Annotated in this window: 18 protein-coding genes, 1 tRNA gene and 1 pseudogene; 16 read left to right on the top strand and 4 right to left on the bottom strand. The window is 38.2% G+C overall.

The window, feature by feature from the left end:
• Window positions 1–8: 8 nt before the first annotated feature.
• Entirely contained in the window at window positions 9–1439 is a 1431-nt protein-coding gene (locus ACFINM_RS06770; protein ID WP_375621120.1) for an aldehyde dehydrogenase family protein, read from the bottom strand.
• A 460-nt stretch (window positions 1440–1899) separates the two neighbouring features.
• Here ACFINM_RS06770 and ACFINM_RS06765 point away from each other — a divergent pair, with 460 nt between their 5' ends.
• Together ACFINM_RS06765 and ACFINM_RS06760 are read left to right on the top strand one after the other, a co-directional pair.
• Window positions 1900–4473, top strand: a complete 2574-nt coding sequence (locus ACFINM_RS06765) for a DNA translocase FtsK (RefSeq protein WP_375621119.1) — start codon at window positions 1900–1902, stop codon at window positions 4471–4473.
• A gap of 1154 nt (window positions 4474–5627) precedes the next feature.
• Entirely contained in the window at window positions 5628–7334 is a 1707-nt protein-coding gene (locus ACFINM_RS06760; protein WP_375629605.1) for an ATP-binding protein, read from the top strand.
• Between the two features lie 18 nt (window positions 7335–7352).
• Here the strand turns inward: ACFINM_RS06760 and mscL are convergent, their stop codons facing one another.
• Window positions 7353–7760 carry a large conductance mechanosensitive channel protein MscL gene (gene mscL / locus ACFINM_RS06755; RefSeq protein WP_026500234.1) on the bottom strand — a complete coding sequence of 136 codons (408 nt, stop codon included), beginning with the start codon at window positions 7758–7760 and terminating at the stop codon, window positions 7353–7355.
• A 1328-nt stretch (window positions 7761–9088) separates the two neighbouring features.
• Between mscL and ACFINM_RS06750 the strand changes: the two genes are divergently transcribed.
• From ACFINM_RS06750 to ACFINM_RS06715, 8 genes and pseudogenes are all read left to right on the top strand, one after another.
• Entirely contained in the window at window positions 9089–10171 is a 1083-nt protein-coding gene (locus ACFINM_RS06750) for a quinone-dependent dihydroorotate dehydrogenase (protein WP_375640952.1), read from the top strand.
• A gap of 139 nt (window positions 10172–10310) precedes the next feature.
• Window positions 10311–10387: transfer RNA gene (locus ACFINM_RS06745), tRNA-His, on the top strand.
• Between the two features lie 10 nt (window positions 10388–10397).
• On the top strand, window positions 10398–10553 hold the full coding sequence (locus tag ACFINM_RS06740; RefSeq protein ID WP_375640951.1) for a hypothetical protein: 156 nt from the start codon (window positions 10398–10400) through the stop codon (window positions 10551–10553).
• Window positions 10554–10675: 122 nt separating this feature from the next.
• On the top strand, window positions 10676–12019 hold the full coding sequence (locus tag ACFINM_RS06735; protein ID WP_375640950.1) for an MATE family efflux transporter: 1344 nt from the start codon (window positions 10676–10678) through the stop codon (window positions 12017–12019).
• Between the two features lie 248 nt (window positions 12020–12267).
• Window positions 12268–12474, top strand: a pseudogene (locus ACFINM_RS06730) (NAD(P)H-dependent oxidoreductase); the annotation flags it as partial.
• A gap of 71 nt (window positions 12475–12545) precedes the next feature.
• A complete protein-coding gene (locus tag ACFINM_RS06725) occupies window positions 12546–12731 on the top strand; it encodes a hypothetical protein (protein ID WP_375640956.1) in 186 nt (61 codons plus the stop codon).
• 424 nt (window positions 12732–13155) lie between these two features.
• The gene (locus ACFINM_RS06720; RefSeq protein ID WP_375640949.1) at window positions 13156–13329 is read left to right on the top strand and encodes a hypothetical protein; all 174 of its coding nucleotides are present in this window, start codon (window positions 13156–13158) and stop codon (window positions 13327–13329) included.
• 65 nt (window positions 13330–13394) lie between these two features.
• On the top strand, window positions 13395–13544 hold the full coding sequence (locus ACFINM_RS06715) for a hypothetical protein (protein ID WP_375640948.1): 150 nt from the start codon (window positions 13395–13397) through the stop codon (window positions 13542–13544).
• A gap of 975 nt (window positions 13545–14519) precedes the next feature.
• On the opposite strand, the gene ACFINM_RS06710 is transcribed toward ACFINM_RS06715, so the two are convergent.
• On the bottom strand, window positions 14520–15740 hold the full coding sequence (locus ACFINM_RS06710) for an MFS transporter (protein WP_375621112.1): 1221 nt from the start codon (window positions 15738–15740) through the stop codon (window positions 14520–14522).
• Window positions 15741–15750: 10 nt separating this feature from the next.
• Window positions 15751–17172: a coproporphyrinogen-III oxidase family protein gene (locus tag ACFINM_RS06705; protein WP_375640947.1), complete on the bottom strand. Its 1422-nt coding sequence runs from the start codon at window positions 17170–17172 to the stop codon at window positions 15751–15753.
• Between the two features lie 449 nt (window positions 17173–17621).
• Here ACFINM_RS06705 and ACFINM_RS06700 point away from each other — a divergent pair, with 449 nt between their 5' ends.
• The 6 genes from ACFINM_RS06700 to pgl all read left to right on the top strand — a co-directional run bounded on the left by ACFINM_RS06700 (window position 17622) and on the right by pgl (window position 24177).
• Window positions 17622–18188 carry a hypothetical protein gene (locus ACFINM_RS06700; protein ID WP_375621149.1) on the top strand — a complete coding sequence of 189 codons (567 nt, stop codon included), beginning with the start codon at window positions 17622–17624 and terminating at the stop codon, window positions 18186–18188.
• Window positions 18189–18343: 155 nt separating this feature from the next.
• On the top strand, window positions 18344–18640 hold the full coding sequence (locus ACFINM_RS06695) for a class I SAM-dependent methyltransferase (RefSeq protein ID WP_375621148.1): 297 nt from the start codon (window positions 18344–18346) through the stop codon (window positions 18638–18640).
• A gap of 458 nt (window positions 18641–19098) precedes the next feature.
• Window positions 19099–20526, top strand: a complete 1428-nt coding sequence (locus tag ACFINM_RS06690; RefSeq protein WP_375618430.1) for a glutamine synthetase family protein — start codon at window positions 19099–19101, stop codon at window positions 20524–20526.
• Window positions 20527–20537: 11 nt separating this feature from the next.
• Window positions 20538–21821 (top strand): NAD(P)/FAD-dependent oxidoreductase, encoded by a 1284-nt coding sequence (locus ACFINM_RS06685; RefSeq protein ID WP_375629621.1) that lies wholly within the window; start codon window positions 20538–20540, stop codon window positions 21819–21821.
• Window positions 21822–21941: 120 nt separating this feature from the next.
• A complete protein-coding gene (gene zwf, locus ACFINM_RS06680; protein WP_375640946.1) occupies window positions 21942–23414 on the top strand; it encodes a glucose-6-phosphate dehydrogenase in 1473 nt (490 codons plus the stop codon).
• Window positions 23415–23424: 10 nt separating this feature from the next.
• Window positions 23425–24177 carry a 6-phosphogluconolactonase gene (gene pgl, locus ACFINM_RS06675; protein ID WP_375640945.1) on the top strand — a complete coding sequence of 251 codons (753 nt, stop codon included), beginning with the start codon at window positions 23425–23427 and terminating at the stop codon, window positions 24175–24177.
• Window positions 24178–24227: the final 50 nt, after the last annotated feature.

Raw genomic sequence — 24227 nt, 5'->3', positions numbered from 1 at the left:
ATAAGATTTTACCAGTACGAAATTGCTTTACTATCGAGAAATTCTTTAATTCCCCAATGTCCTCCTTCACGAGCGCGCCCAGAAAATTTTACACCTCCAAAGTAGCTTCCACTGGGTAATCCATGTCCATTAACTTCTACCATACCAGAGCGTACTTGTTCCGCAATACGACGACATTTGTTGCGATCTTGCGATTGAATATAGTTTGTAAGACCATACTCAGTCTCATTCGCTAAAGCGACGGCTTCTTCTTCTGTACTAAAAGAAAGAATCGAGAGAACTGGACCAAAGATTTCTTCTTTAAAAATACGCATATGAGGTTTTACATCAGCAAAGACTGTTGGACGGACATAATAACCGCGTTCCATTCCTTTTGGTAAACCAGTCCCGCCTGCAACAAGAGTTGCACCTTCATCAATTCCCGATTGGATAAGATCTTGAATTTTATCATATTGTTTTTTTGAAACAACGGGCCCAATATGATTTCCTTCTTGGCAGTTTGGTCCTACTTTTGTTGTTTCTGCAATATCTTTGGCTATTTTCACGGCTTTGTCATAGATGCTCTGTTCCACAAGCATACGAGTCGGTGCATTACAACTTTGTCCACTATTATAAAAGCAATGTCGTGCACCACGTTGAACAGCATCTGAGTCGGCATCAGCAAAGATAATATTCGCTCCTTTTCCCCCAAGTTCCAGACAGACTCTTTTTAAAGTAGCGCTGGCATTTTTAGAAATATCTTTTCCTGCTCTAGTTGAACCAGTAAAGCTGATCATTTCTAAATCTGGATGTGCAGAGAGGTAAGAGCCGACAGTCGCACCATCACCATTGATTAAATTAAAAACACCGGCTGGAAGTGCGGCTTCATCTAAAAATTCAGCAAAAAGCATAGCAGAAAGAGGCGCAATTTCAGAGGGCTTTAACACCATGGTACAGCCAGCCAAGAGAGCAGGAATAACTTTAAGAGTTACTTGATTCATGGGCCAATTCCATGGCGTAATTAATCCTACGACGCCGATAGGATCGTAGTGAAGGATTGCTTGCTCATTTCCCTTTATTAAAGTTTCTTGGAACGAAAACTCTTTATAAGCTTCGATAAAATTGCGAATATGGGAACTTCCTGTTGCAGTTTGCGCATTAAGCGCCATATCAATCGGTGCTCCCATTTCCATTGAAATGGTTTTTGCCATGTCTTTGGAACGTTTTTCGTAGATCTCTAGAATTTTTTCAACAAATCCAAGACGCTCATTTGGTGACGTTGTTTTCCATTTTTGAAACGCTTCTTTAGCCGCATTAATTGCTTTATCGGCATCTTTTGTACTTCCAAGGCTAATGACAGCACAAGCCTCCTCTGTTGATGGATTAATGACGTCAAAATCGTGAGGAGTGCTTGGCTCATCCCATAGACCATTGATATAAAATTTCCGTTTATTAAACATAATTCACTCCCTTTTTTCTATTTGTATTTATGTAATTATGATTGTCTTAGTCTAAGCCTTTTTAAACGAGGATAACAAGGATAATCTTATAAAAACGTGAGAAATTAGATTATATCGTGATAATTGAGCATGGAGAATTCAATAGAGCAATGCTTATTGTATTATTGAGACTAGTTTCTTTTATGAAAAGGGAGAGAAAGAGAGGCATAGACAATTTTCTTGAAGCTTTTTTATCATGAAGTTTTCTTCAAAACAAATGAAATACGAGCTCTATGACACCATAAACTGAGTAATTTATATCGTAAATATGCAAAAGGCAGATTATGAATATGCATTATGGCATTATTTTTTTCATTAAAAAGTAACCATCAGCAAAAGGTTATTAACCTTCGTATGATAGTTTCTACGAATTCTTTTTGAAAAGGTTATTTTTCTCATTGCTATAAATTTGTTGGGTGCCATGCATAATTCGAAAACAAAATCTATTTCTACGTCTTCTTTTTCTGATGATAGTACGGAAGGTGCATCAAGAGAAGATTTATCTGTTAAGATTACTGAGATATTTCCTTATCCGGAAGTGTGGAAAAAGGCATTTGCTCTCGGAAAAAACGTCCGTTTCACGAGAACCCCAGAAGTTGAGATTTTGCGTCGTCGTATAGAAACAGATCCAGTTTTTGCAAAACAGTTTAAAATTTTTACGAAGCAAGATCAAAAAAAAATTACAGATACAGATATTGTACGTTGTAACAAGAAAACAACAAATATTCTTTCGACAAAAAAAGTCATTAATCCTCAATCAATAGAGAATAAAACATCAGTTTGTCATTCAACGGTTTTGAAGCAGTTGTCACGTCAAACTACTCGTATGCCGTCAGCAAATATTCCACTTGAGGAGGATAAACAAGAACATAAATTACAAGTGGAAAATGTGCTACAAAAAATAAAACCTGCGTTGCATCTTTCTGATGATGCATTTTTTGAGTGTGAATCTTTGATATTTGAGCATGTGGAGACTCAAATATCAAAAGAGGATGGAACATCAATTGACACGACAAATGAAATTACACCGGATATTCCCACAGCCTTTGATGAGTCAATAACTGCTCTTTACCGTGTTCTTGAATACCGCTTTCCACAACTCTATGATTCAATTACATCAGAATCTCCAGCGGAAAGGATGCGAGGTGTTGAGAAAATTTCTGATTTAATGCATACAAATAATGATACTACTAAAGAGTGTCATTCTAAGCTTTCTGTTGAAGATTTTGCTCATACGTTAAGTAATACAGGGGCGTTAAGTGATGCAGGGGCTAGTATAGAGACTGAAAATACCAATAATATTGTCGCCAATAATACTGTTGATTGTATAAACAAAGCCGTCAAAAAGAATTCAAAAGATTTTTCTGTGATGCAAGCAAACAGTAAAACTAAAACATTGCAATCTACTCGTATGCCATTAGGTAATTATGATTCTGCGTTTATGCAAAATATTCAATCTATTGACTGTGATGTTTATGAATTTCCTCCGATCAACTTATTACAGGAACCTGTTTTTCATGAAGGTACGATGATTCCTCAAGAAACATTAGAACGTGGTGCTGGACTTTTAGAAAGTGTTTTGGAAGATTTTGGCATTAAGGGTGAAGTTATCCATGTTCATCCAGGGCCAGTGGTAACAATGTATGAATTTGAACCCGCTGCGGGTGTAAAATCATCACGCGTTATTAATCTTTCTGATGATATTGCGCGTTCTATGTCTGCTATTTCTACACGCGTTGCTGTAATTCCTGGACGGAATGTTATCGGGATTGAGTTACCCAATGCGGTTCGTGAAACCGTTTATTTACGGGAATTAATCCAAACACGTTCTTTTCGTGAAAGTGAATTTAAACTTGCTCTTGCTTTGGGGAAGGGGATTAATGGTGAACCGGTCATTGCAGAATTAGCAAAAATGCCTCATTTATTGGTTGCAGGAACAACAGGATCAGGCAAGTCTGTTGCAATTAATACAATGATTTTGTCGATTCTTTATCGTATGACACCAAAGCAGTGTCGTTTGATCATGGTTGATCCTAAAATGTTAGAGCTCTCTGTTTATGATGGCATTCCACATCTTTTAACACCCGTTGTCACAGATCCCAAAAAAGCAGTAACAGCTTTAAAATGGGCGGTTCGTGAAATGGAAGAGCGTTATCGCAAAATGGCTAAGTTGGGTGTGCGTAATATTGATGGTTTTAATGCACGCGTTGCACTTGCCGCTCAAAAAGGCGAAACGATCATGTGTACTGTTCAGTCGGGTTTTGATAAGGAAACAGGGGAAATGCTTTATCATGAAGAAGCCATGGATCTCACGCAGCTTCCTTATATTGTTGTGATTGTTGATGAGATGGCTGATCTTATGATGGTGGCAGGGAAAGAGATAGAGAATGCCATTCAGCGCTTAGCGCAAATGGCGCGTGCGGCAGGTATTCATCTTATTATGGCAACGCAACGTCCTTCTGTTGATGTTATCACAGGTACAATTAAAGCGAACTTTCCTACCCGCATTTCTTTTCAAGTAACATCAAAAATTGATAGTCGTACGATCTTGGGTGAACAAGGTGCTGAAACGCTTTTAGGTCAGGGGGATATGCTTCATATGGCTGGTGGTGGACGCATTGTGCGCGTTCATGGACCTTTTGTTTCTGATGAAGAAGTTGAATCCATCGTTGCACATCTAAAAATGCAAGGTAAACCTGATTATTTAGCAACGGTAACAGATAATGAAGACGATAACAAAGAGGATACTTCTGCTGATTCAGCTGCTGGAAATTCTGAGGAAGAAAATTTTGATGAAGAGGGTGAGGAACTTTATAACCAAGCTGTAAAAATTGTTATGCGTGATAAAAAATGTTCAACATCTTATATTCAGCGCCGACTTTCAATCGGCTATAATAAAGCAGCTTCTCTCGTCGAGCGGATGGAAGAAAAAGGCATTGTTGGAGCCGCTAATCATGTTGGAAAACGTGAAATTCTACTCAATGAAGGAAAATAAACAAACACATTTAAAAATATGCAATTTTTTAAATATCTGACAGTCATTATTTAAATGTGCTTGTTTTATTTTTTATATAATATTAAAAATTTAAATGGAGAGTAATAAAGAAAAAGCGATCTTTTGTATTAAGACTTCTGATAAGGTAAACAAGCTGATATCAAAGGAGATTATGAGATATTTTTAACATTTCTAAATGATCTGGAATATAAAGAAATTAAACAAATCTTTATATGAGGACAGATGATTTGTGTTCTCTTTTTTACAGAGAAATTTTTTAATAAAATAGTGCGGTGGCATATTTTTTGTTTTTTCTTTTGTAGCGATTCTAATGAAAGAAAGATCTTTGGGAGATTATTGAGAGCATCATAAGAAAAATGCCCAATATGCAAGTTCTGTTGCATAGGATACTTTAAAGCGTCACGCTGAATTTATTATCATTTGATATTATTGGCTCAAGAAAGATGTTCTTACGAGAAGCTTTATTTGAAAAAGAGATTTTTATAATGCAGTATATTGATTTATAGTAATTTATCATTATTCACAGTGAATAAAAGTCTCAAACATTGTAAGATTTTCTCATTTCAAATCTGTTTCTGTTGAAACAATTAAAAACATTTTCTTGCGTATCATAATAATGTACGAGTAAAAAAGTTAAAAAATAAAAAGGCTTCTTATGAACGCCTTCAAATGCCGAGAACTATTGGTAACATTAGGGGCTGAAATTAGTATAATGATGGTGCTAACAAGCTCTTTTATAAGCATAAAAATGGTAGTGCACAATGCCTTGATATCCTCTATAGGGACCTTTACATTACACCATTTACGGATACTGTCGTAAAATAAGCTTGCGGATCTTGAGAGATATCTTTTCAAAACAGGCGCATGAATGCGTAAAATAAGTGTATTCTTTTTGAGTACTATTTATGCGAGGGAGATGTTACCATTATTGTAACAAGATTTATTACAATAATGGGTGAATAAGCAACAAGAGCTGGAAGCTTCTTTTTATTCTTGTTTTGTTGATGAAACAGTCAAAATTTTGCTACAGACAATTGATATGAGATATCAAGTTATTTTAACCAGAATAGATAATTGTAAACAAATTAGCATTATTCATTTGAGAGAAAATTCAACACTTTTTAGTTTTAGTTATGCCATTAAAAGCAGATGAGTTAAAGTTAAATACAAATGAATTAAAATGTCAGCAAGAAGCTTTTCGTTTTACACCAGAGCTTTTGCCACGGCCTTTTACGTGGGAAATCGATCACAATGGTTTGTTTTGTGAAGTCTCAAAAGAGCTAGCTGAAGTTGTTGGTCCTCTCTCTTCTTCTATTTTAGGGTGTAGTTTTCATGAGCTTGCTCATCAATTTAATGATGATCGATATCTGGTTCTCAGTCGTTTTATTGAAGCGGCTATGCCTTGGAGTAAAGAGATTGTTCAATGGCCTGTTGATGGTTGCTTACAATGGCTTGATGTTGAATTGTCAGCTTTGCCAATTTTTGATGTTAAAAAGCAGCTTAAGGGGTTTCGTGGCTTTGGTGTTTTAAAAATACAAAAAAAAGTCCAAGAAAAAAGAAATGAAAAGCTAGAAACAGAAATGCCATGTCTTACGGAGATAGAACGCTCAGCTTTTCGTGAAATTGCAGAGCAATTGCGTGATGAATTGAATTCATCGGTAAAAGAAGAAAATTTAGTTGAAGAAACAGCTATTCAGTTACCATATGCACAAACATTGCCGGTAAATGCTATAGAACAAGCTCTCGTAAAAGAGCCCGCTGCAGTTTTATCATTGTTGGATACAGCAACAAATGGTGTTTTATGGTTGGATGAAGAGGGCTTTGTTCAATCAGCGAGTAGGGCAGCCTTAGCATTAATGGGTTATGAAATAAATGAACTACGAGGACAACCATTCTCTTCATTATTTACTTTGCAAAGCCGACTTTTGGTTGAAAAGTATTTTAAATCAATCCGTATGGAGGGAAAAAATCAGGTTTTAAATCGCAGTGAAACCGCTGATTTAATGACAAAAAATCATAAAAATATAACCGTTTTGATAACGATTGTATTTTTGGCAAAGCAAGGCAATTATGCTGTTATGTTGCGTGATAGGACACAAACAGTTCCATCAGGAGAAAAAAAAGCAGAAGAGGATAAAATCGTTGGAGTTGTTCATGAAATACGAACACCTTTGAATGCTCTTATTGGTTTTGCAGAAATTATGAGAGAAGGCCGTTTTGGTTCGATAGAAAATGAGCGCTATCATGGATATTTACGCGATATTATTTCCTCTGGAAAACATATATTATTGCTTATTAATCAATTACTAGAGTGCTCCAAGATAAATTATTCTGGTTCCGATAACCAGATTGATTCTTCCCTTATTTCTGAAACATTTGATGTAATATCTTGTTTACGTGCGACGATAGCTTTTCTTGAAACTCAAGCCAATCAGAATGGCATTATCATGCGTATTGTTGCTCCACCTCACGTTCCATTTATTCCTGTATCACAACAAGTGTTTCGCCAGATTATATGGAATCTTCTTTCCAATGCTATTCGTTTTACACCTTTGGGTGGACAGATTATTGTTCACGTTTCTTATAGAAAAGAACGTGTAAAAATTTCAGTGAGTGATAATGGTATAGGGATGAACGAAGAAGAGATTATACAGGCACTGCAACCTTATGGTCAAGTAGAGCGCAAAGATGGACGATCTGGTGATAGCGCTTTTATGGGAACAGGTTTAGGCCTCCCAATGTGTAAAGCAATGGTGGAAGAAAGAGGAGGACAATTTTTACTGTTCTCAAAACCCAATCATGGAACAACTGTGGAAATGTTTTTTCCTCGTGTTCCATGATGTAAATCTGGCATAAAATTATTTTTTCTTAGCCAAAAGATCTCTAATTTCTGTTAAAAGTTGTTCTTCTGAAGACGTTTTTTTGGGGCTTTCTTCTTCTTTTCTACGAATTTTATTCATAGCCTTAACGAATAAAAAAAGAACCCAAGCAATAATGAGAAAATTGATAAGTAAAGTAATAAAGTGTCCATAGCTAATGGTTGCTCCAGCTGCTTTGGCGGCACTCAATGTTGCTTGTTTTTCGCCAGCAAGTTGAATAAACATATTAGAAAAATCAATCCCACCTGTAATCAGCCCAATGATTGGCATAAAAATATCATTGACAATTGAGTTGACCAAGCTACCAAAAGCACCCCCTATAATCACACCGATAGCAAGATCAATCATATTACCTTTTAGGGCAAATTCTTTGAATTCTTTAAGCATTGCGTTTTCCCCTTTATATAAGCGATATACGGTAATTTACTTACCGCTTTTGATGAAAAAGGAAAGGGCAGATTTTATTTTTAGGATTATATTACGATATTAATATTATTTTCAAAGAACTTTATAAGGTTTAATAAAGAGCTTTAGGGCTCTATTTGAATGTACATAGAATATTTCCTAGAAAAAAGCTTTTTTGATAAAAACTATATCTGCTTTTTCAACAGAAAGTAGAAAACTGTAGCTTAATTTATATAATTTCCTCAAGATCTTTATGATAACATTAAAAAGAGAGATTTTTACACAATACTACAAAATGAGTAGTGTTGAAAGTTGAGCTATCAGAAAGCTTTTCAAATGAAGTGCATATATTAGCATAACATTTTGTCATAAAAAGAGAATTTAGGAATAAAAAATATATTTCAGCACTGATAGAAGAAATAGATAGATGAGACAGGAGTAAAACTTATAATTTAATTCCTCTTAATTTAGTAAGCGATAATAGCAATTAGGAGGGCATTATGGCTTATCTAAAAGCTATTTGTATTGGGTTACATGAGCTAAAATGGCGATAATTCGGATGGAAGAAACACATTTCATCTGCTGGAAGATTGTATCAGTTTATAAATAGCAGAGCTCTAGGGTTTGCAAGATCATTTTGGTTTGGAAGTCGTTGGTATAATGTTTGAGTTCAATAATCAACTGTCATTACTTAAAATATATGTTAGGCAGAGCACTTAATAGATGCAAAATTGTATTTAATACATCAGAAATGGTAAAGAAAACAACGCAGATTATCAATAGAGTACAAATTGATTGAACATTCTGTTGCTCATAAATAGTGCAACAATAGTATGAATTTAGATGATTTTATGAACCATGTATCCTATAAATGCTAGGAAAAAATAGCTTTATAGAACAAGCTTTGTTTCTATTGAAAACAATATTACACAAAGGAACTTTGGGAATAGAGATAATTTGCCTGCATTTTTAAGAAAATTATGAGCGTGCCTGCATAAGGCGTCATAAAACCATGACTATGGTAAGAGCCATTGATGTTCCAATTCATGCTGAATTTTATAAGATTAGGATTCATATTTTAATCTTTAAAAAATGTCGAAAAAGAGAAACGTTTTTTAAAGAATAAAAAGTTTTTACACGGTATGCATCAATATAAATGTGTATGGTTATTAATGGATTTTTATGCTGAAGTTTCTTATAGAAGAGAGCAGTATTATTTGGATAATATGCTCTCTTTGATTAGTAATCTTTTGTGTTAAAAGATATAGGTGAGGTGCGATGGATCATTTTTATGTTGTGGAGAAGGATTGATGAGTTTTTTTCGTTGTATTGGCCGTTCTGCCTTATTTATGTTGGATCCAGAGCAAGCACACGGTTTAGCGATTCTCGGGCTGAAAAGTGGATTAAATGGTTGTCAAAAGGTTGTCGATAAACGTTTGTGTGTAACTGTTGCTGGTCTTGAGTTTGAAAATTTTATTGGTCTTGCAGCGGGGTTTGATAAAAATGCAGAGGTTGTAGATGGTATTTTTCGGTTAGGATTTGGTTTTACTGAAATTGGGACAGTGACACCAAACCCTCAGATTGGAAATCCTAAACCACGGCTTTTTCGTTTAAAAGAAGATGAAGCGATTATTAATAGAATGGGCTTTAATAATGATGGACATCAAGTTGTTTACAATAGATTGCGTGCGTGTAAAAAAACTGGTGTTATAGGAGTCAACATTGGAGCCAATAAGGATACGGTCGATAAGATTGATGATTATACTGTTGGTATTGCTCATTTTTATGATGTTGCTGATTATTTTACGGTTAATATTTCTTCTCCTAATACACCAGGTTTACGTGATTTACAGGCCCGTGACAGTTTGCATCTTTTGTTGAGTGCAATTTCGCAAGAGCGAAATGAGCAAGAGAACAAGCACGGATTCTCCATTCCCATTTTTTTAAAAATTGCTCCCGATTTATCAGAGAAAGAATTAGATGATGTTGCTGAAGAAATAAAACTTTCTGATTTTGATGGGCTGATTGTTTCTAACACAACTCTTTCACGCCAAGGTCTTAGTAATAGTCACTTCCGTAATGAAGAGGGTGGGCTTTCTGGACGTCCACTCTTTGAGCGTTCTACTATTATGCTTGCAAAAATGCGTCAAAAATTAGGGAAGGAGATTGCAATCATTGGCGTTGGCGGTGTAAAGGATGCACAGACTGCTTTGGAAAAAGTAAAAGCTGGTGCAGATTTGATTCAATTATACAGTGGGATGGTTTATGAAGGTCCAGATCTTGTCATAACTATTCTGCAAGAGATTTTGCAGATGATGCAACAAGATGGCGTTGATAACATAAAAGGCTATCGTGATCATAGTCTTGAGCATTGGGCAAAATTTCCTTTGTAAAAAACGCTTTTTTCTTCACAAAAAATTGCGAGATTTTTTTAAAGGGGCTTGCAAACTTTGTTGATTTTCCTTATGTCACATAAGCATAAGAATAAATGTTTACGAAATCGTGAACATTTATGATACATTTTCTTTTTATGCGGTTGTAGCTCAGTTGGTTAGAGCGCTGGTTTGTGGCACCAGAGGTCGTAGGTTCAAATCCCACCAACCGTACCAAAAAATTTTATTGAAAATACTGAAAATGGATGTGCAAGACGAACAAACGCTTGCTAAGAGTATTGTATCACCGACTGTAACTGCTTGGGGGTATAATGTTGTACAAAAAACGCATGGCATTCCAAAAAAAACAATAAGGCGCATTGCGCTTCTCCTCTTACCTTAATGCGTTCTCATTATGCATCTTTTACACAAGACTTGCGATGGAAAGATTTTACGGAACAAATCAATTGTTTTGTTTAAAAGATCCGAGCTTCATACACTTTTCAATATGGAAGGGTATTCACAATGTTTGTTGTGATGAAGCAATTGCTATCTCTTGGCATGCCACTGGCTGTTGGGTTTATCTCTCAGATGATGATTTCCTTCACAGAAGCAGCGCTTGTAGCGCATTTAGGCGTGCAAGCCTTGAGTGGTACAATGTTAGCTCTGAGTATATTTAGTTTTGTTATGTTGTTTGGGCTAGGTATTATTACCGCGGTTGCACCAAAACTTGCGGAAAGTTTTCGTAGACAAGATAGATATGCATTAAAGGCATGGTTTGATCAAGGAATAGGGCTTTCCCTTTTGATTGGAACGGTGAGTGCGATCATTTTACTCAACACGAGGAATATTTTGTGTTTTCTCGGCCAAGATGGGACAATTGCCAATATAGCGCAGGAATATAATAGTGGTGCTGCTATAGGGGTGGTGTTTTTTTATCTTTATGTGAATAGCCGGGGATTACTGTCAGCAATTGGTAATCCAAAGCCGTTAACCTGGGTTATGCTTGCGGCTATCCTTGTGAATTTTCTTATCTCTTGGCCGCTTATTTTTGGTATAGGTTCTATAAGCGGATTAGGTGTCTTTGGTGCAGGAATTGCGAGCAGTTTGATCCGTATTTTGATTGTTATTGCAGCAGCAATAATTTTGTCCCGCAATTCTGCTTTTCATTCTTTTCGCTTTAATTATTTGAGACAAAAGTTAGAGATTTCACGAATAATAAAATTGCTGCGAGTAGGGCTACCCATTGGTATACGTATTCTTATTGCGGAGGGCTTTCCTTCGGTCATTGCATTTATGATTACGGTTTATGGGGTCGAATCTTTGGCCGCGCATACGATAGGGATGCGTCTCGATATGCTTATTTCTGTGGTGGCTTTGGGGATTTCCAGCGCAGCCGCAACAATAGCAGCGTGGTATAGAGCAGATAGGAATAATATGGCTCTAAAACAATTGCGTATGAATGTCACTGTTTTTGCTGTAACTTATGTCTTGTTTTTATCAGGGATTGTTTATCTCTCTTATGGATTCATCCTTACAACCATCTTTAATATTTCTTCAGAACGCGTTGTTGTTTTCTCTTGGAAGTTGCTTCCGTTCATCTTATTGTCTTTTGCTTTTGGCACTTTAGGTGCTATGCTCAATGGCATACTTGTGGGCTTGCTTGATACGTTTTGGTCAACAATTGTTGTAGCAATAAGTTATTGGGGGTTAGGCCTATTTGGGGGAGCGCTAATGGCGCATTTTTTTGAATATGGCTTTATTGGCTATTGGTTTGGCATGATTGGTGCAAGCTTAATCGTTTCTATCTTTAATTATATGCGCGTGGGTTATTTAATAAAATGCAATCCTATGTTTGGGGCAGAGTGAGTGTTATAAAAGCGCTTGTAAAGCACTAGCTGTGAAGGCTTAGCTACTCATCGTCCATAGAGGCTGTTTTACTTCTATGGAGATAACAATATAGGTTACAAAACTTGCTTAATATTGAAAAGAAGTGTCTTTGATTGTAGTCTCAATATTATTTATTGAGTTTTTAAAATAATATAGGTTTATTAAAATCATTCGGCTACAATTTAAGAGTAAGTTCGGTAGATTGGAAGAGTTTAATACCTTAAAAAATGACGAGAAAAACGTGCTTATATTCATACGCCGTTGAGGAGTCATTTAAAAAAGTTATTGTTTTTATAAGTTATTACCATTGCGATGCTAAAGTGTATACATTTGTCAAAACAATCGCAGACGCTGACGATGTTATTCTTGCAAGCCCTGTTTATCACAGGTCTTATTCAGAGACTTTGAAGAACGCTTTTGATAATTTAGATTGTGATGCTTTTTGGGCTCTCATGGCAGTACAGCAAAAAATGCGCTACTGTCATGTAAATATTTGGTACCAGTTGTGCATACGCTTTATAGACAAGCTCTGCAATATCAAGTTGCTTCGGCTAAAGATGATTTTGTGTCTGAGAATGCAGGCCGTACATGGAGATTGAACAGTGAAGATGTACGGGCTCGCTGCGCACATCTTGTTGATGAAATGTATAAATTTTTAAATAATAAGGGTGGAGGATATGATCAAAAATGATAAGAAATACCGTTAGTTAGTCGTTGGTAGTACAGGAATATTGGCGCCCTTTTGCCGGTCATGAGGGCTGAACAACGTGATTATCGCAGCGCGTTTTTATTCTCATCAATCCAAAATTGAGCTATTTCAGACAAGGGCTAAATGTATATTTTGGAGATTATTATAAGCCATAGACACAATTTTTAAAAAGGGTACCACTATGGACGGGCTTGAAATATTGCATATTATGGAGGGCATTCGCCTGCACATGTATTTTTGTGTAGATTGAGATTGAGCGGTTGGCCTTCTTACCGAAGCCTCTGCGTATTGTTCATGTTTTTGGTTCTAATGCAGAGGATAAAATAATCTCTGGATGTGCGCATCACAATAAGATTGATTCCACATCTGTAAAATTAGGTCGGAAAAGGCGATCATAGAGCTGACGGTGGTCAATGAGAAAAGTCTTTATGATCATGTGATTTGTGAGAGCCGTATTGAGAAAGAGTTTGCGCAAAATCTCGATAATGACTCTGATGTAAGATTGTTTTTTAAACTGCCAAGAAGTTTTAAAATAGCCACTCCCATTGGTTCTTATACGCCTGATTGGATGTTTTTTTAGAGTGAGATGGCGCACAAAAGCTTTATTTTGTACTGGAAACAAAAGGAACGAATAGCGAGTTTGATTTGCGCCTTAAAGAAATGCTGAAGATTAAATGCGGCAAGGCGCATTTTACCGCTCTTGAGACTGGTGTGGTGTTTAACGAGGCACCGGTGATGAGTTGGCGCGATTCTAAGCGGGGGATGGTAGTAGAGAGAGTAGGGGGGCTGTGGTAAGAGTGGGCGGCACGAATGACGCTGTCTTTAGTTGCGTACCGCCAAGCTAATTTTGTGCTTTGCGAAATTCGCCAAGGCTTTTGGACGTACCGCGTTTACCGCGTAATAAAATCTTATGAATATCATGCAGAAGGCGCGCGCAGAAGGGGGTGATTACGTGACTAGCTTCCCAATGCCGTAATTAAGTACAGCCACATAATGAGATAGCTCTTCAATATCATTAGTCACACTGATACTTTTTCTTTATTTTCAAACAATAATAGGTCAGATGGTAACGGTTATGTCCTTTCTATCTGAGAAAAGAGTAGCACCGCTTGCGTATATGCACGAGTAAAAGTCAATCAACATTGGTCTGAGGTAAAACCGCCAATTATTTCTAATACACCTAAGGATTTCATAGCTTGCTCTAACGGTTTATATAAAGCCGCCCTTTTAAAAGGTGGATTGGGTGGAAAATTTATTGGGATATAGGCTTTATGAATCTCTCGAACTAAGCTTTCTACTATGCAGGCCCTAAGGCGTGATTGCATATATGGTCGCATCTGTTGCTGCGTTGTGTAGGCAAAGATCCTAAACTAGGAAAGGAGGGCTGCTCTTTTGATTACAAAGGAAGAATACGGCGCGTAAGTGCAGCAAAATGTATTTTGAGGAGCAGTAAAGGGGTGAGGCATTTGATGTCCAGCGGGTAACGGATTAACTGGAGTATAAGTGGGTATTGCTAGGGCGGAGTTTTTGGTTAAGAATTGCACTTCGTACGCTATAAGCTCTCTGCATCTTTCATATAGGCGTTGGATCATCGCCCAATGCAACGTAAAGGGGCTGTTTTGTCTTTAGCGCTTGTTTGGCTGCTTCTATAGTGCCGCTGGCTCTATCAGCCACTATGGTGATAATTTTCTCGTCCAAAGAACAGATCAATCGATTGCGTAATAGGGTATGTGTGCCTTTTTTGACCGTGTCTTTTTTAAAAAGCAGCTGTTACCTCGTGGCAGGATTGGGTGTGTTTATATGATCAGCCTGCCAAAGAAAAGGAAGCGTTATCGCGATAGCCACCAATAGGAGCCCAGCGATAAAGGTGGCAGCAAACTGCAATGATATAAAAGAACCAAGGACGCCGACCAAAAAGCTTCCGACCGGCGTTCCAGCATAGCCTATCACTCGAAAAGCAGAATTAGCTCGCCCGAGAAGTTGCTTTGGTGTGAGGCGCTGCCTGAAGGCGGTAACACCAATAAACCATAAGCTTGCTCCAACGCCAGCGATAAAGGTGACGCCCCATACGACGACAGCACTTTTTGAAAAGGCTGGAACCAGCAGTAAGACAACCGTTCCTAAACCGTCAGTGAGAACAGCTAGGCGCACCGGTGCATAACGTATACGCGGTGCAAATAGGGCACCTGCCATTGTTCCAAGCGCGTAGGCTGCAAACATCACGCCATATTGGCTGCTATGTAGGCCCAGATACCGACCGTCGGTAACGAAGAAGATGAACGAGGTTAGGAATGCTCCAAATACCACCGATAGAAAGAATGTGAGTAATGTAAGGGAGGTAAGATGCCGATTTGAAAAAATGAAATGAAAGCCGGCAATGATATAACGGAAAGTGATGTTTTCTTTATCAGGTGTTGGCGATGTCGGAACAGCATGGCGAGCGGTAAAAATCAATGCGATAAAAAGCACGATTAACAGGCCGAGAAATAGCAGTGTGCTATGCGCTAAAATGCTGCTTGTTATGACAGGGGCAAGAAAATAGGAGACCCCGAAATCTAAAAACAAGACAATTGAGTAGAAGGTCATCAATCGCTCTCCCTCCATGATAAGTGGTGGAATCGTCATTATATAAGCTTCGGCAGAAACGACGATGAATCCAGCAATGGTTGCATAGAAGAAAATTTGTTCGGCTGGAGTAATCTGTATCATGAGCAGTATGAACAGGACAATATGCAGTAGCATGAAGATGAAGAGAGCTGAGGTGGCAAGTTTTATTTTGTCGCAGCGATCAAGTAAAACGCCTGCAAGGATGCCGAAAATTGGCCACGCTAATGAGAAGAGACCTTGCGCCCAACTTACTCCAACTACGCCATATCCAGATTGTCTTGCTAATAGCGGGATGGCAGTGCGCAAAGCACCGCTGAGTAAGGCGAGCAGACTAACGGTGAGGCAAAAATAGCGTATGTTCTTGTTGGCAAAAAGCGTGAACATTCTGTTCTCCTTAAGATGCCACACAGATTTCCGCTGGTCCATCAAGTACGGCGGTTGTATTCAGCATGTTTGCGACATAGTCGTCCAAGATATTCCTGTCTTCCTGAGGGAGAAGAAAATACATAAGGTTGGAATACCATTGCCAACCACGCTGAGTCAGCTGGAGATCGTTATCACTTTCTGCGATGAGACCTGCACCTATAAGTTGCTGTAGGTTATTGTATACGAAAGAGGGAAGTGCGGTCCAGTCAATTCTTTCTTTTTTGGCGTAGCCGTTATAAGGTAGCCGCATACACAAAGCCTTGGAGGCTTGTTGCTCCGCTGATACCCAATTGTAGTACACTTTTGATTTGCCTTTAAGTTGTATGTCGGTAATGTATCCGCTTCGACTGGGATTGGCGCGAGTGACGAGTGAGCCAAGAATCGACTGTGCTGACACCCCAAAGCCAACCACATAATCATCATGATAACCATGCAAATATTTGTGATAGCGGAAATAATTAGCTGAACTCGTTTTAGCGAGCGTTAGAGGAGTGTTATTGGAAATTTTGATATAGGAATGCCCATTACACGGCGCATAGCCGCAGCTGCGCATAACGATGTCGCTAAATAATCGAAGCATCTGTCGATGTTGTAGGCTGGACGGTTTCAGCCCTTTTTGTGCGTAAGACTTATGCAGTTGCGACGTGATAGCCAGATTGTTAATTGCATAGAGGTTGATGGTTTCAGGGTGAAGCTCGCTGGCTTGCTTCAAATCGTATAATAGTTCTTCGGCTTGCTGGCTGTGTATGCCATATAGTAGGTCGAAACCGACATGTCCAATTATCTCTTGTGACCAAGCCACGGTATTGTTGATTTGTTCACGTGTTGAGGTGAGGTTAAACAATGATCGGAAACGCTCAATGAAACTCTGTATACCGAAGCTGATCCGGTTAACGCCGATCTCACGGGCAGCATAAAGTTTATCACGTGTGACGCTCTTCGGTTCGCTTTCCAGTGTAAATTCGGCTAAGGAAGAGAGCTCAAATTCGGCATGCAATACTTTTCCGATGTGTCGGATATTATCTGCGGACAAAAGCGACGGTGTGCCACCCCCTATATAGATGCTGCGGATGGGACCTCTAAGCGAGCGAATGAAATTTCCTTTGTTTCTGATCTCTGTGGTAAGCGCTGAAATATAAGATTCGATTTGTTTAACGTGCTTGTAGGCCCCTTTCTGAAAGGGACAGAAGGAACAGATGGTTTCGCAAAAGGGAATATGCAAATAAAGAGAAATGGTACGCGCTTGTGGAATCTGCTTACTGTGCGCTAGTTTATTAAAGTCTAGGTAATCGTAAAATTCATTTGAAATAGTGCGAAATAACGGATATGTGAAGTTGTAAATCGGCTTGAGTTGATCGAACTTCACAAAAGGATGATCCACGAGTTGCATAGCTTACCTCCCCCAATTTCTTAACTCGCACTATATTATTGACGGGCGACTGGTGACCCAATCACCCGAGTGTATTACCAAAGATTTTCACGGAACATAATGAATCCTCCTTTTGTAGAAGTTATATGTATTATACATATAACTTCTTATATGAACAGGCCAGCTTGTTTAAGAGGCAATGTAAAGATAAAAATATAAAAAAACTTTCTCTTTCAGCCTTATGGTCTGATATTGTAATTGGTATCCTGTTTTACGTGGTCCGGCTATGAATGCCTAGAGCGAGAAAAAGCAGGGTATTTTAATGGATGTGCGGGGCATCATTGTTATGTTGTTAGGACTTGGAATTTGCGTCTGGTTATGAAATATCATTAGCGCAAAAAGATGGTTTTAAAGGTAGAGATACATTTTTTATATCCCTGTAAAACTTCGAGAAGAGATAGAATTATCCTATTAGAAAACATATAAATATCCAGTGTGATAATATTATCGAATTACATGACATCATCACTCTTGCACGCCATTTTGATATATTACCTAAAATCTCATTGAGATTGTGCCATGTACTGGCAAACGGGGATAGATCGTGTTTTGGTATGACTGCGGCGAAGTTACGTGCCGCATTATCTTTGCTAGAATCCAATAGGATTAGGCTTAATGGGGTGCCTTTGCATGTGGGCTCTAATTTGAATTCGACTGAGTTAATAGTATCCACCTTAACTAAGGCTGGAAAGGATATTTACGCATTGAAGGATCAAAAAAGTTTTATCAGTCTAGGCGGAGGATATCCGACTTCCACAGCGTTTTGCGATGCCGTGACGGTCAATGACGAATACCCTCGTAAAATTTATGAGGCATTATCACAATTGGGTTGTGATTTACATAAGCTTACGGTAATTATTGAACCTAGGCGTATTATATCTAAAGATTATGGTTATTTATTTTCAAATATTAGCTCTATAAAAGAGCAGAATGGTACGAACTTAATTATAATCTGGGCTCTGGGGATGTGTACTTAGTCTGCCCAGTATCACGAGATCATAAGTCAAAGTATGTGAAAGCAACTGATACAAAATAGATTTTACGATGGTGGAAGATCGACGATAAAGGACGTTAGTTAAAAGGAAATTGATATTATTGTGTTCTCATATCCTGATTTTTTGGCTTTTTAGATATAAATAACACACCTCCTAGTGGGCTGGAGACTATCAAATGTTGGATCACGCATGGCGCAATTAGCAAAAAATCCTATCTATTGGATTTGGTATGCTCTACTGGATTCTCAGCTCTAAATATTGTGTGCGAAGTGCAATGTCAAGCGGTGGGAATTGATATAAGTGCAGAGTCTGTACCATCCACTCAGAACAAGGTTGATAGCTCTGTTATGCAGACGATGGTTAAGTTTCATGTCGGAAATGCTGGGCGTATGACTTATCCTGAAAATACATTTACGCATATTATGGCGGGGTGAGTGTTTGTAAGCACTAGCTGTAAAGGTTACTCACCATCCTAGGGTGTTTACTTCTATGTGGATAACAATAGAGTTACAAAACTTGCTTCATATTAAAAGAAAAGTTTCTTTTCTTTTAATATGAAGCATTGCTACAACCAAAAGGAAATTAAATATCTCGCCTTTATTATTCTCGTCAATGTTTGCTTATATATGATTATTTGAATCGGAATTAGGTTACGTACAATATGGTATTTCTCGCTGTTTTATATAAGGAGAAGGTTCGCATCGATGTATCGGGTGCAATATCAATTTTTTCACTATGGTGATAGGATAGCTTTTTGAGCGTAAAGTTCTTTTACCTTGATAGATCTTATAGTATTCTTCAAAAATATCAGTTGATAAATTTTTTTCGTGTCGTTTATGCATGGGCTGATACAATAAGAATAGGACTTGATTGTTTTTAAAGTTGGTATGTTATGGCTGTAAAAAATGGTAAACAAACGAAAAGTAAGAATTTTAAACCTGTCTCTCGTTTTCTCAAAAGTTTACGTGGTGTGCGCAATTGGGAACAAGTTTCACAATGGCTTGCTTTTCGTAAGGTAGAGGATATTGAATGTATTACGCCTGATCAAGCAGGGGTACCACGGGGCAAGATGATGCTTTCTAAAAAATTTACATCGGAAACATCATTGGCATTGCCTTCAGCAGTTTTTATGGCAACAATTTCAGGGGATTATCCTGAAGATGGTCATGGTTTTGAATATCCTAAAGCAGATGGTGATTTACGCCTTGAGCCTGATCTTTCTACGTTAAGCATTGTGCCATGGGAAGATGCTCCTACGGCACAGGTGATTTGTGATCTTGTGTATCAAAATGGTCAGGTTGTGGATTATACACCACGCAATGTTTTACGAACGGTGGTTCATTTTTACACAAAAATGGGTTTAAGCCCTGTTGTGGCACCAGAAATTGAGTTTTATTTGGTACAAAAAAATCCCGATCCTGATTATCCGTTAGTTCCACCGGTTGGTCGTTCTGGGCGTTCAATTGGTGGTGGACAGGGGTATTCCATTGCTGGTGTTAATGAATTCGATGATTTGATTGATGATATTTATCAATTTTCAGAGGCACAAGGATTGGAAATTGATACCCTCATTCATGAAGAAGGAGCAGGACAGTTTGAAATCAATTTACGTCATGGTGATCCTATTGAATTAGCGGATCAAGTTTTTATGTTTAAACGAACAATTCGTGAAGCAGCACTAAAACATAATATGTATGCAACTTTTATGGCAAAACCCATTCAAGGGCAGCCGGGTTCTGCTATGCATATTCACCAATCGGTTGTTGATAAGAAAACCGGCATGAATATTTTTACACAGGAAAATGGTGAAGAAAGTATCTGTTTTCGCCATTTTATTGGTGGATTGCAAAAACATATGCCAGGCGTACTTGTGATGCTTGCGCCTTATGTGAATTCTTATCGACGTCTTGTCCCTGATAATTCGGCTCCTGTTAATTTGCGGTGGGGATATGATAATCGTACTACAGCTTTTCGAGTTCCCCGTTCTGCTCCTCAAGCGCGACGTGTTGAGAATAGGCTTCCTTCATCAGATGCGAATCCTTATTTAGCCCTTGCGGCTTCTTTAGCGTGTGGTCTTATTGGTTTGCAACAAAAAATTGAGCCGGATGAGCCAGCGATAAATAATGTAAACGCTGATAATATTGAGTTACCGCGTGGGCTCATTGAGGCAGTCAATTTGTTTGAACAAGATACAGTGATACGTGCTATTTTAGGGGATGTGTTTGTCAGTACTTATGCTGCAATCAAACGACAAGAGTTTGAAACTTTTATGGAAGTAATCAGTCCGTGGGAGCGTGAATATCTCCTGCTGAATGTTTAAATTTTATGACGATGATTGATTATAATTCAATTTCTCCAGGAATTTCTTGGTATGAAGATGCTTTAAGAGAACGTCCCTCTTATCCTTCTTTTTGTGAAAACAGACAGTGTGATGTGGTCATTATTGGAGGCGGATTTACGGGTCTTTCGGCTGCTTATCATTTAGCCAAGGCTGGAGTAGATGTTGTTTTATTTGAAGCATCACGTTTTGGTGATGGTGCTTCAGGGCGCAATGGTGGACAGCTGGGAACAGGGCAACGGCAATGGGTAGAAACATTAGAAAAAAAGTATGGTTTTGAGCGAAGTAAGGCTCTATTTGATTTAGCAGAAGAAGCTAAAAGAGATATTTTAGCTTTATGCGCAATGCCTAATTGTCCTTGTGATTTGATAGGAGGACAGCTTTCTGTAACTCATAAAAGGCGTGAGCTTCTCTCTTATCAACAGCATATTGAGGCGATGCAGCGTTATGGCTATCACGCGCTTACTTTTATGGATAAGGCTGAAACATTTGAGCGACTTGGATCAACTTTTTATTGTGGTGGTATTTATGATGCGGATACCGGTCATATAAATCCCTTAAAATTGATTATTGGGTTGGCAAAAAGAGCACAAGATGCTGGTGCTAAGCTTTATGAGAAGTCACAAGTAACGACCGTAAGGCGCAAGGGAGCACATTGGAAAGTAATAACAGAAAAAGGTAGTGTAACAGCAGAGCATGTTTTACTTGCAACAAATGGGTATAAACTTGGTCTGGAGCGTTTTATTGAAAAAAATATTGTTTCTATTCGCTCTTATATTGGAGCAACGGACCCATTACCAAAGCATAGTTCAATTCTTATAGGGGGGGAATCGGTTGATGATTCCCGTTTTATGGTTCGCTATTTTCGCAAAAGCATTGATAATCGTCTCTTATTTGGTGGTGTAGAAAGTTATGATAATAAGCATCCTCTAAATTTAGATGAACGTATAAAACGGCAAATTGTTGAAATTTATCCTCAATTACATTCTATCAATTTAAGCCATCGGTGGGGAGCAACGGTTGCCATCACAGTTGAACGCATGCCCTATGTTCGCCAAATTTTTTCAAGGATGACTTATTGTGGTGGTTATTCAGGGCATGGCGTTATGCTGGCTCCTTTCGTGGGAAAATTATACGCAGAATGGTTAACTGGAAAATATGAACGTTTTTCCTATTTCCAAGACTTAAAGATTTCATCTTTTCCGGGAGGAAGAGTTTTGCGTTATCCGCTTATATTTTTAGCAATGCGTTGGTTTTCTTTATTGGATCGCCTTTAATGGAAACATTGCTTGAAATGAAGAAAATTAATGGCTTATTTAGTATCTGTCTGCTTTAATGATGAAAGCTTTTATAAGTGATATGGGATTTCATAATCGAATAGAAAAATAAACAAGTTCATGGTGCGTAAAATTATTCCAGTTTCTTCCTTTGATTGTATTGTTTTTGGTGGCAATGGTGATCTGGCGTTGCGCAAGCTTTTGCCGGCTTTGTATCATTGTCAGTGTGCTGGGCAATTCAGTGAGCCAACACGTATTATTGGGGTTTCGCGCACTTCCTTAAGTCGTGAAGAATATCAAAATTTTGTCCGCATTTCTTTAGAAAAACATATCCATCCAAAAGATCTCAATTCAACAGAACTCAATCGTTTTCTTGCACGTTTAACTTTCGTTTCTGTTGATGTGACCTCAAATCGCGGGTGGGAGGATTTAGCCCTCCTTCTGTCACAAGATTCAGCGGATATTCGAGCTTTTTATTTGGCTGTTGGTTCGTCACTTTTTGCTGATATTGCGATGAAGTTGGAAAAAAATGATTTGGTGACACCACAAACACGGATTATCATTGAAAAACCAATTGGTTGCGATGTAAAAACAGCGGTTTCACTTAATGATGTATTTGCAAGTGCCTTTAATGAAGAGCAGATCTTTCGTATTGATCATTATCTTGGGAAGGAAACTGTTCAAAATTTAATGGCATTGCGGTTTGTTAATACACTTTATGAACCGCTATGGAACTCCAATTATATTGATCATGTTCAAATAACCGTTGCTGAATCTTTAGGGTTAGAGGGCCGTACAGAATATTATGAAAGCACTGGTGCTCTACGCGATATGGTTCAAAACCATATGCTACAATTACTTTGTTTGGTTGCGATGGAAATACCATTTACCAACAGTGCTAATGCTGTGCGCGATGAAAAACTTAAAGTTTTACATTCTTTAACACCGCTTGATGTCCATAATGTAGGGCAGCATACTGTACGTGGGCAGTATCTTTCTGGTCTATCAAATGGTATATCGGTAGAGTCTTATTTTGATGATCTGGGAAGAGTGAGTAAGAGTGAAACATTTGTAGCACTTAAGGTTAAGATTGATAACTGGCGTTGGGCTAATACGCCTTTTTATTTACGAACAGGTAAGCGCATGTTCACGCGAATGTCTGAAATTGTTGTGGTTTTTAAACCTATTCCTCATAATATTTTTAATGTGGATTTAGATGAAATTTTTTCTAATCGGCTTGTAATTCGTCTCCAACCTGATGAAGGTGTAAAACAATGGTTGATGATTAAGGATCCAAGTTATGGCGGTATGCGGTTTCGTCACATTCCATTAGACATGAGTTTTGCTTCCGCATTTTCTGAACGTAATCCTGATGCTTATGAACGTTTATTAATGGATGTTATTCGTGGAGATCAAACACTGTTTATGCGTCGTGATGAAGTTGAGGCTGCTTGGCGTTGGATTGATCCAATCATTGAGGGATGGGAAGAAATAAAACAGCCTGTTCACAGTTATAACGCTGGTTCATGGGGGCCGTCTGCTTCGATGAGCCTCATGGAACGTGATGGGCGTATATGGAACAATTTAGTTTAGAGCAATAAGTATGTATAGAATGAATATTGACCGTTTAGATTTTGAAACCCCTCAGACTTTAGCCTTGGCATTAGCAGATCGAGTAGCAGCAGAGCTTAGTGTATCTGTTCTTGAGCGCAAGAGAGCTGTTTTAGCGGTGTCTGGTGGTAAAACACCAGAATTGTTTTTTCATTATTTGTCAAAAGCGGATATTGATTGGCAAAAGATTATTATCACGTTGGTCGATGAACGTTTTGTCCCTACACACGATGAACGTTCAAATGAACATATGGTACGGTGTCATTTGTTACAAAATTTTGCCGCAAAAGCACGTTTTGTAGGGCTTTATCATAAAGCAATTACTGCTGAACTTGCTGCTTTTTCAGCGGCGAGTCGTGTTAATACTTTGCCTAAACCCTTTGATGTTGTTGTTTTAGGAATGGGGGAGGATGGACATACGGCTTCTTTTTTTCCTGATGCTGATCGTTTAAAGCAAGCGCTTGATTTACGAACACAAGCACTTGTTTTACCCCTTCATGCTAAGAGTGCTGTTGAGCCAAGACTCTCACTAACTTTGCCAGTTATTATGCAATCTCGTTGCATTATTCTCCATTTCGAGGGTCTTCAGAAACGCGATTGTTTTGAGGAAGCTTGTCAAGACGGGTCTGAAACAGAAATGCCTATTCGGGCAATTTTGCGTAATTCCCCTCATCTCGTTCAGGTTTATTGGTCGCCTGCAGAAAATGAAATAAGTGAATCAAAATATGCGACACAAGGTGAATAAAAACGTAATCTCTCTCAATGAATGAGGGGAAGAAACAATGAAAGGGGGAG

Origin of the sequence: Bartonella sp. AA168HLJHH (assembly GCF_042197365.1) — a bacterium.
Lineage (GTDB): Bacteria > Pseudomonadota > Alphaproteobacteria > Rhizobiales > Rhizobiaceae > Bartonella.
This window is presented reverse-complemented; position numbering and strand designations above follow the sequence as displayed.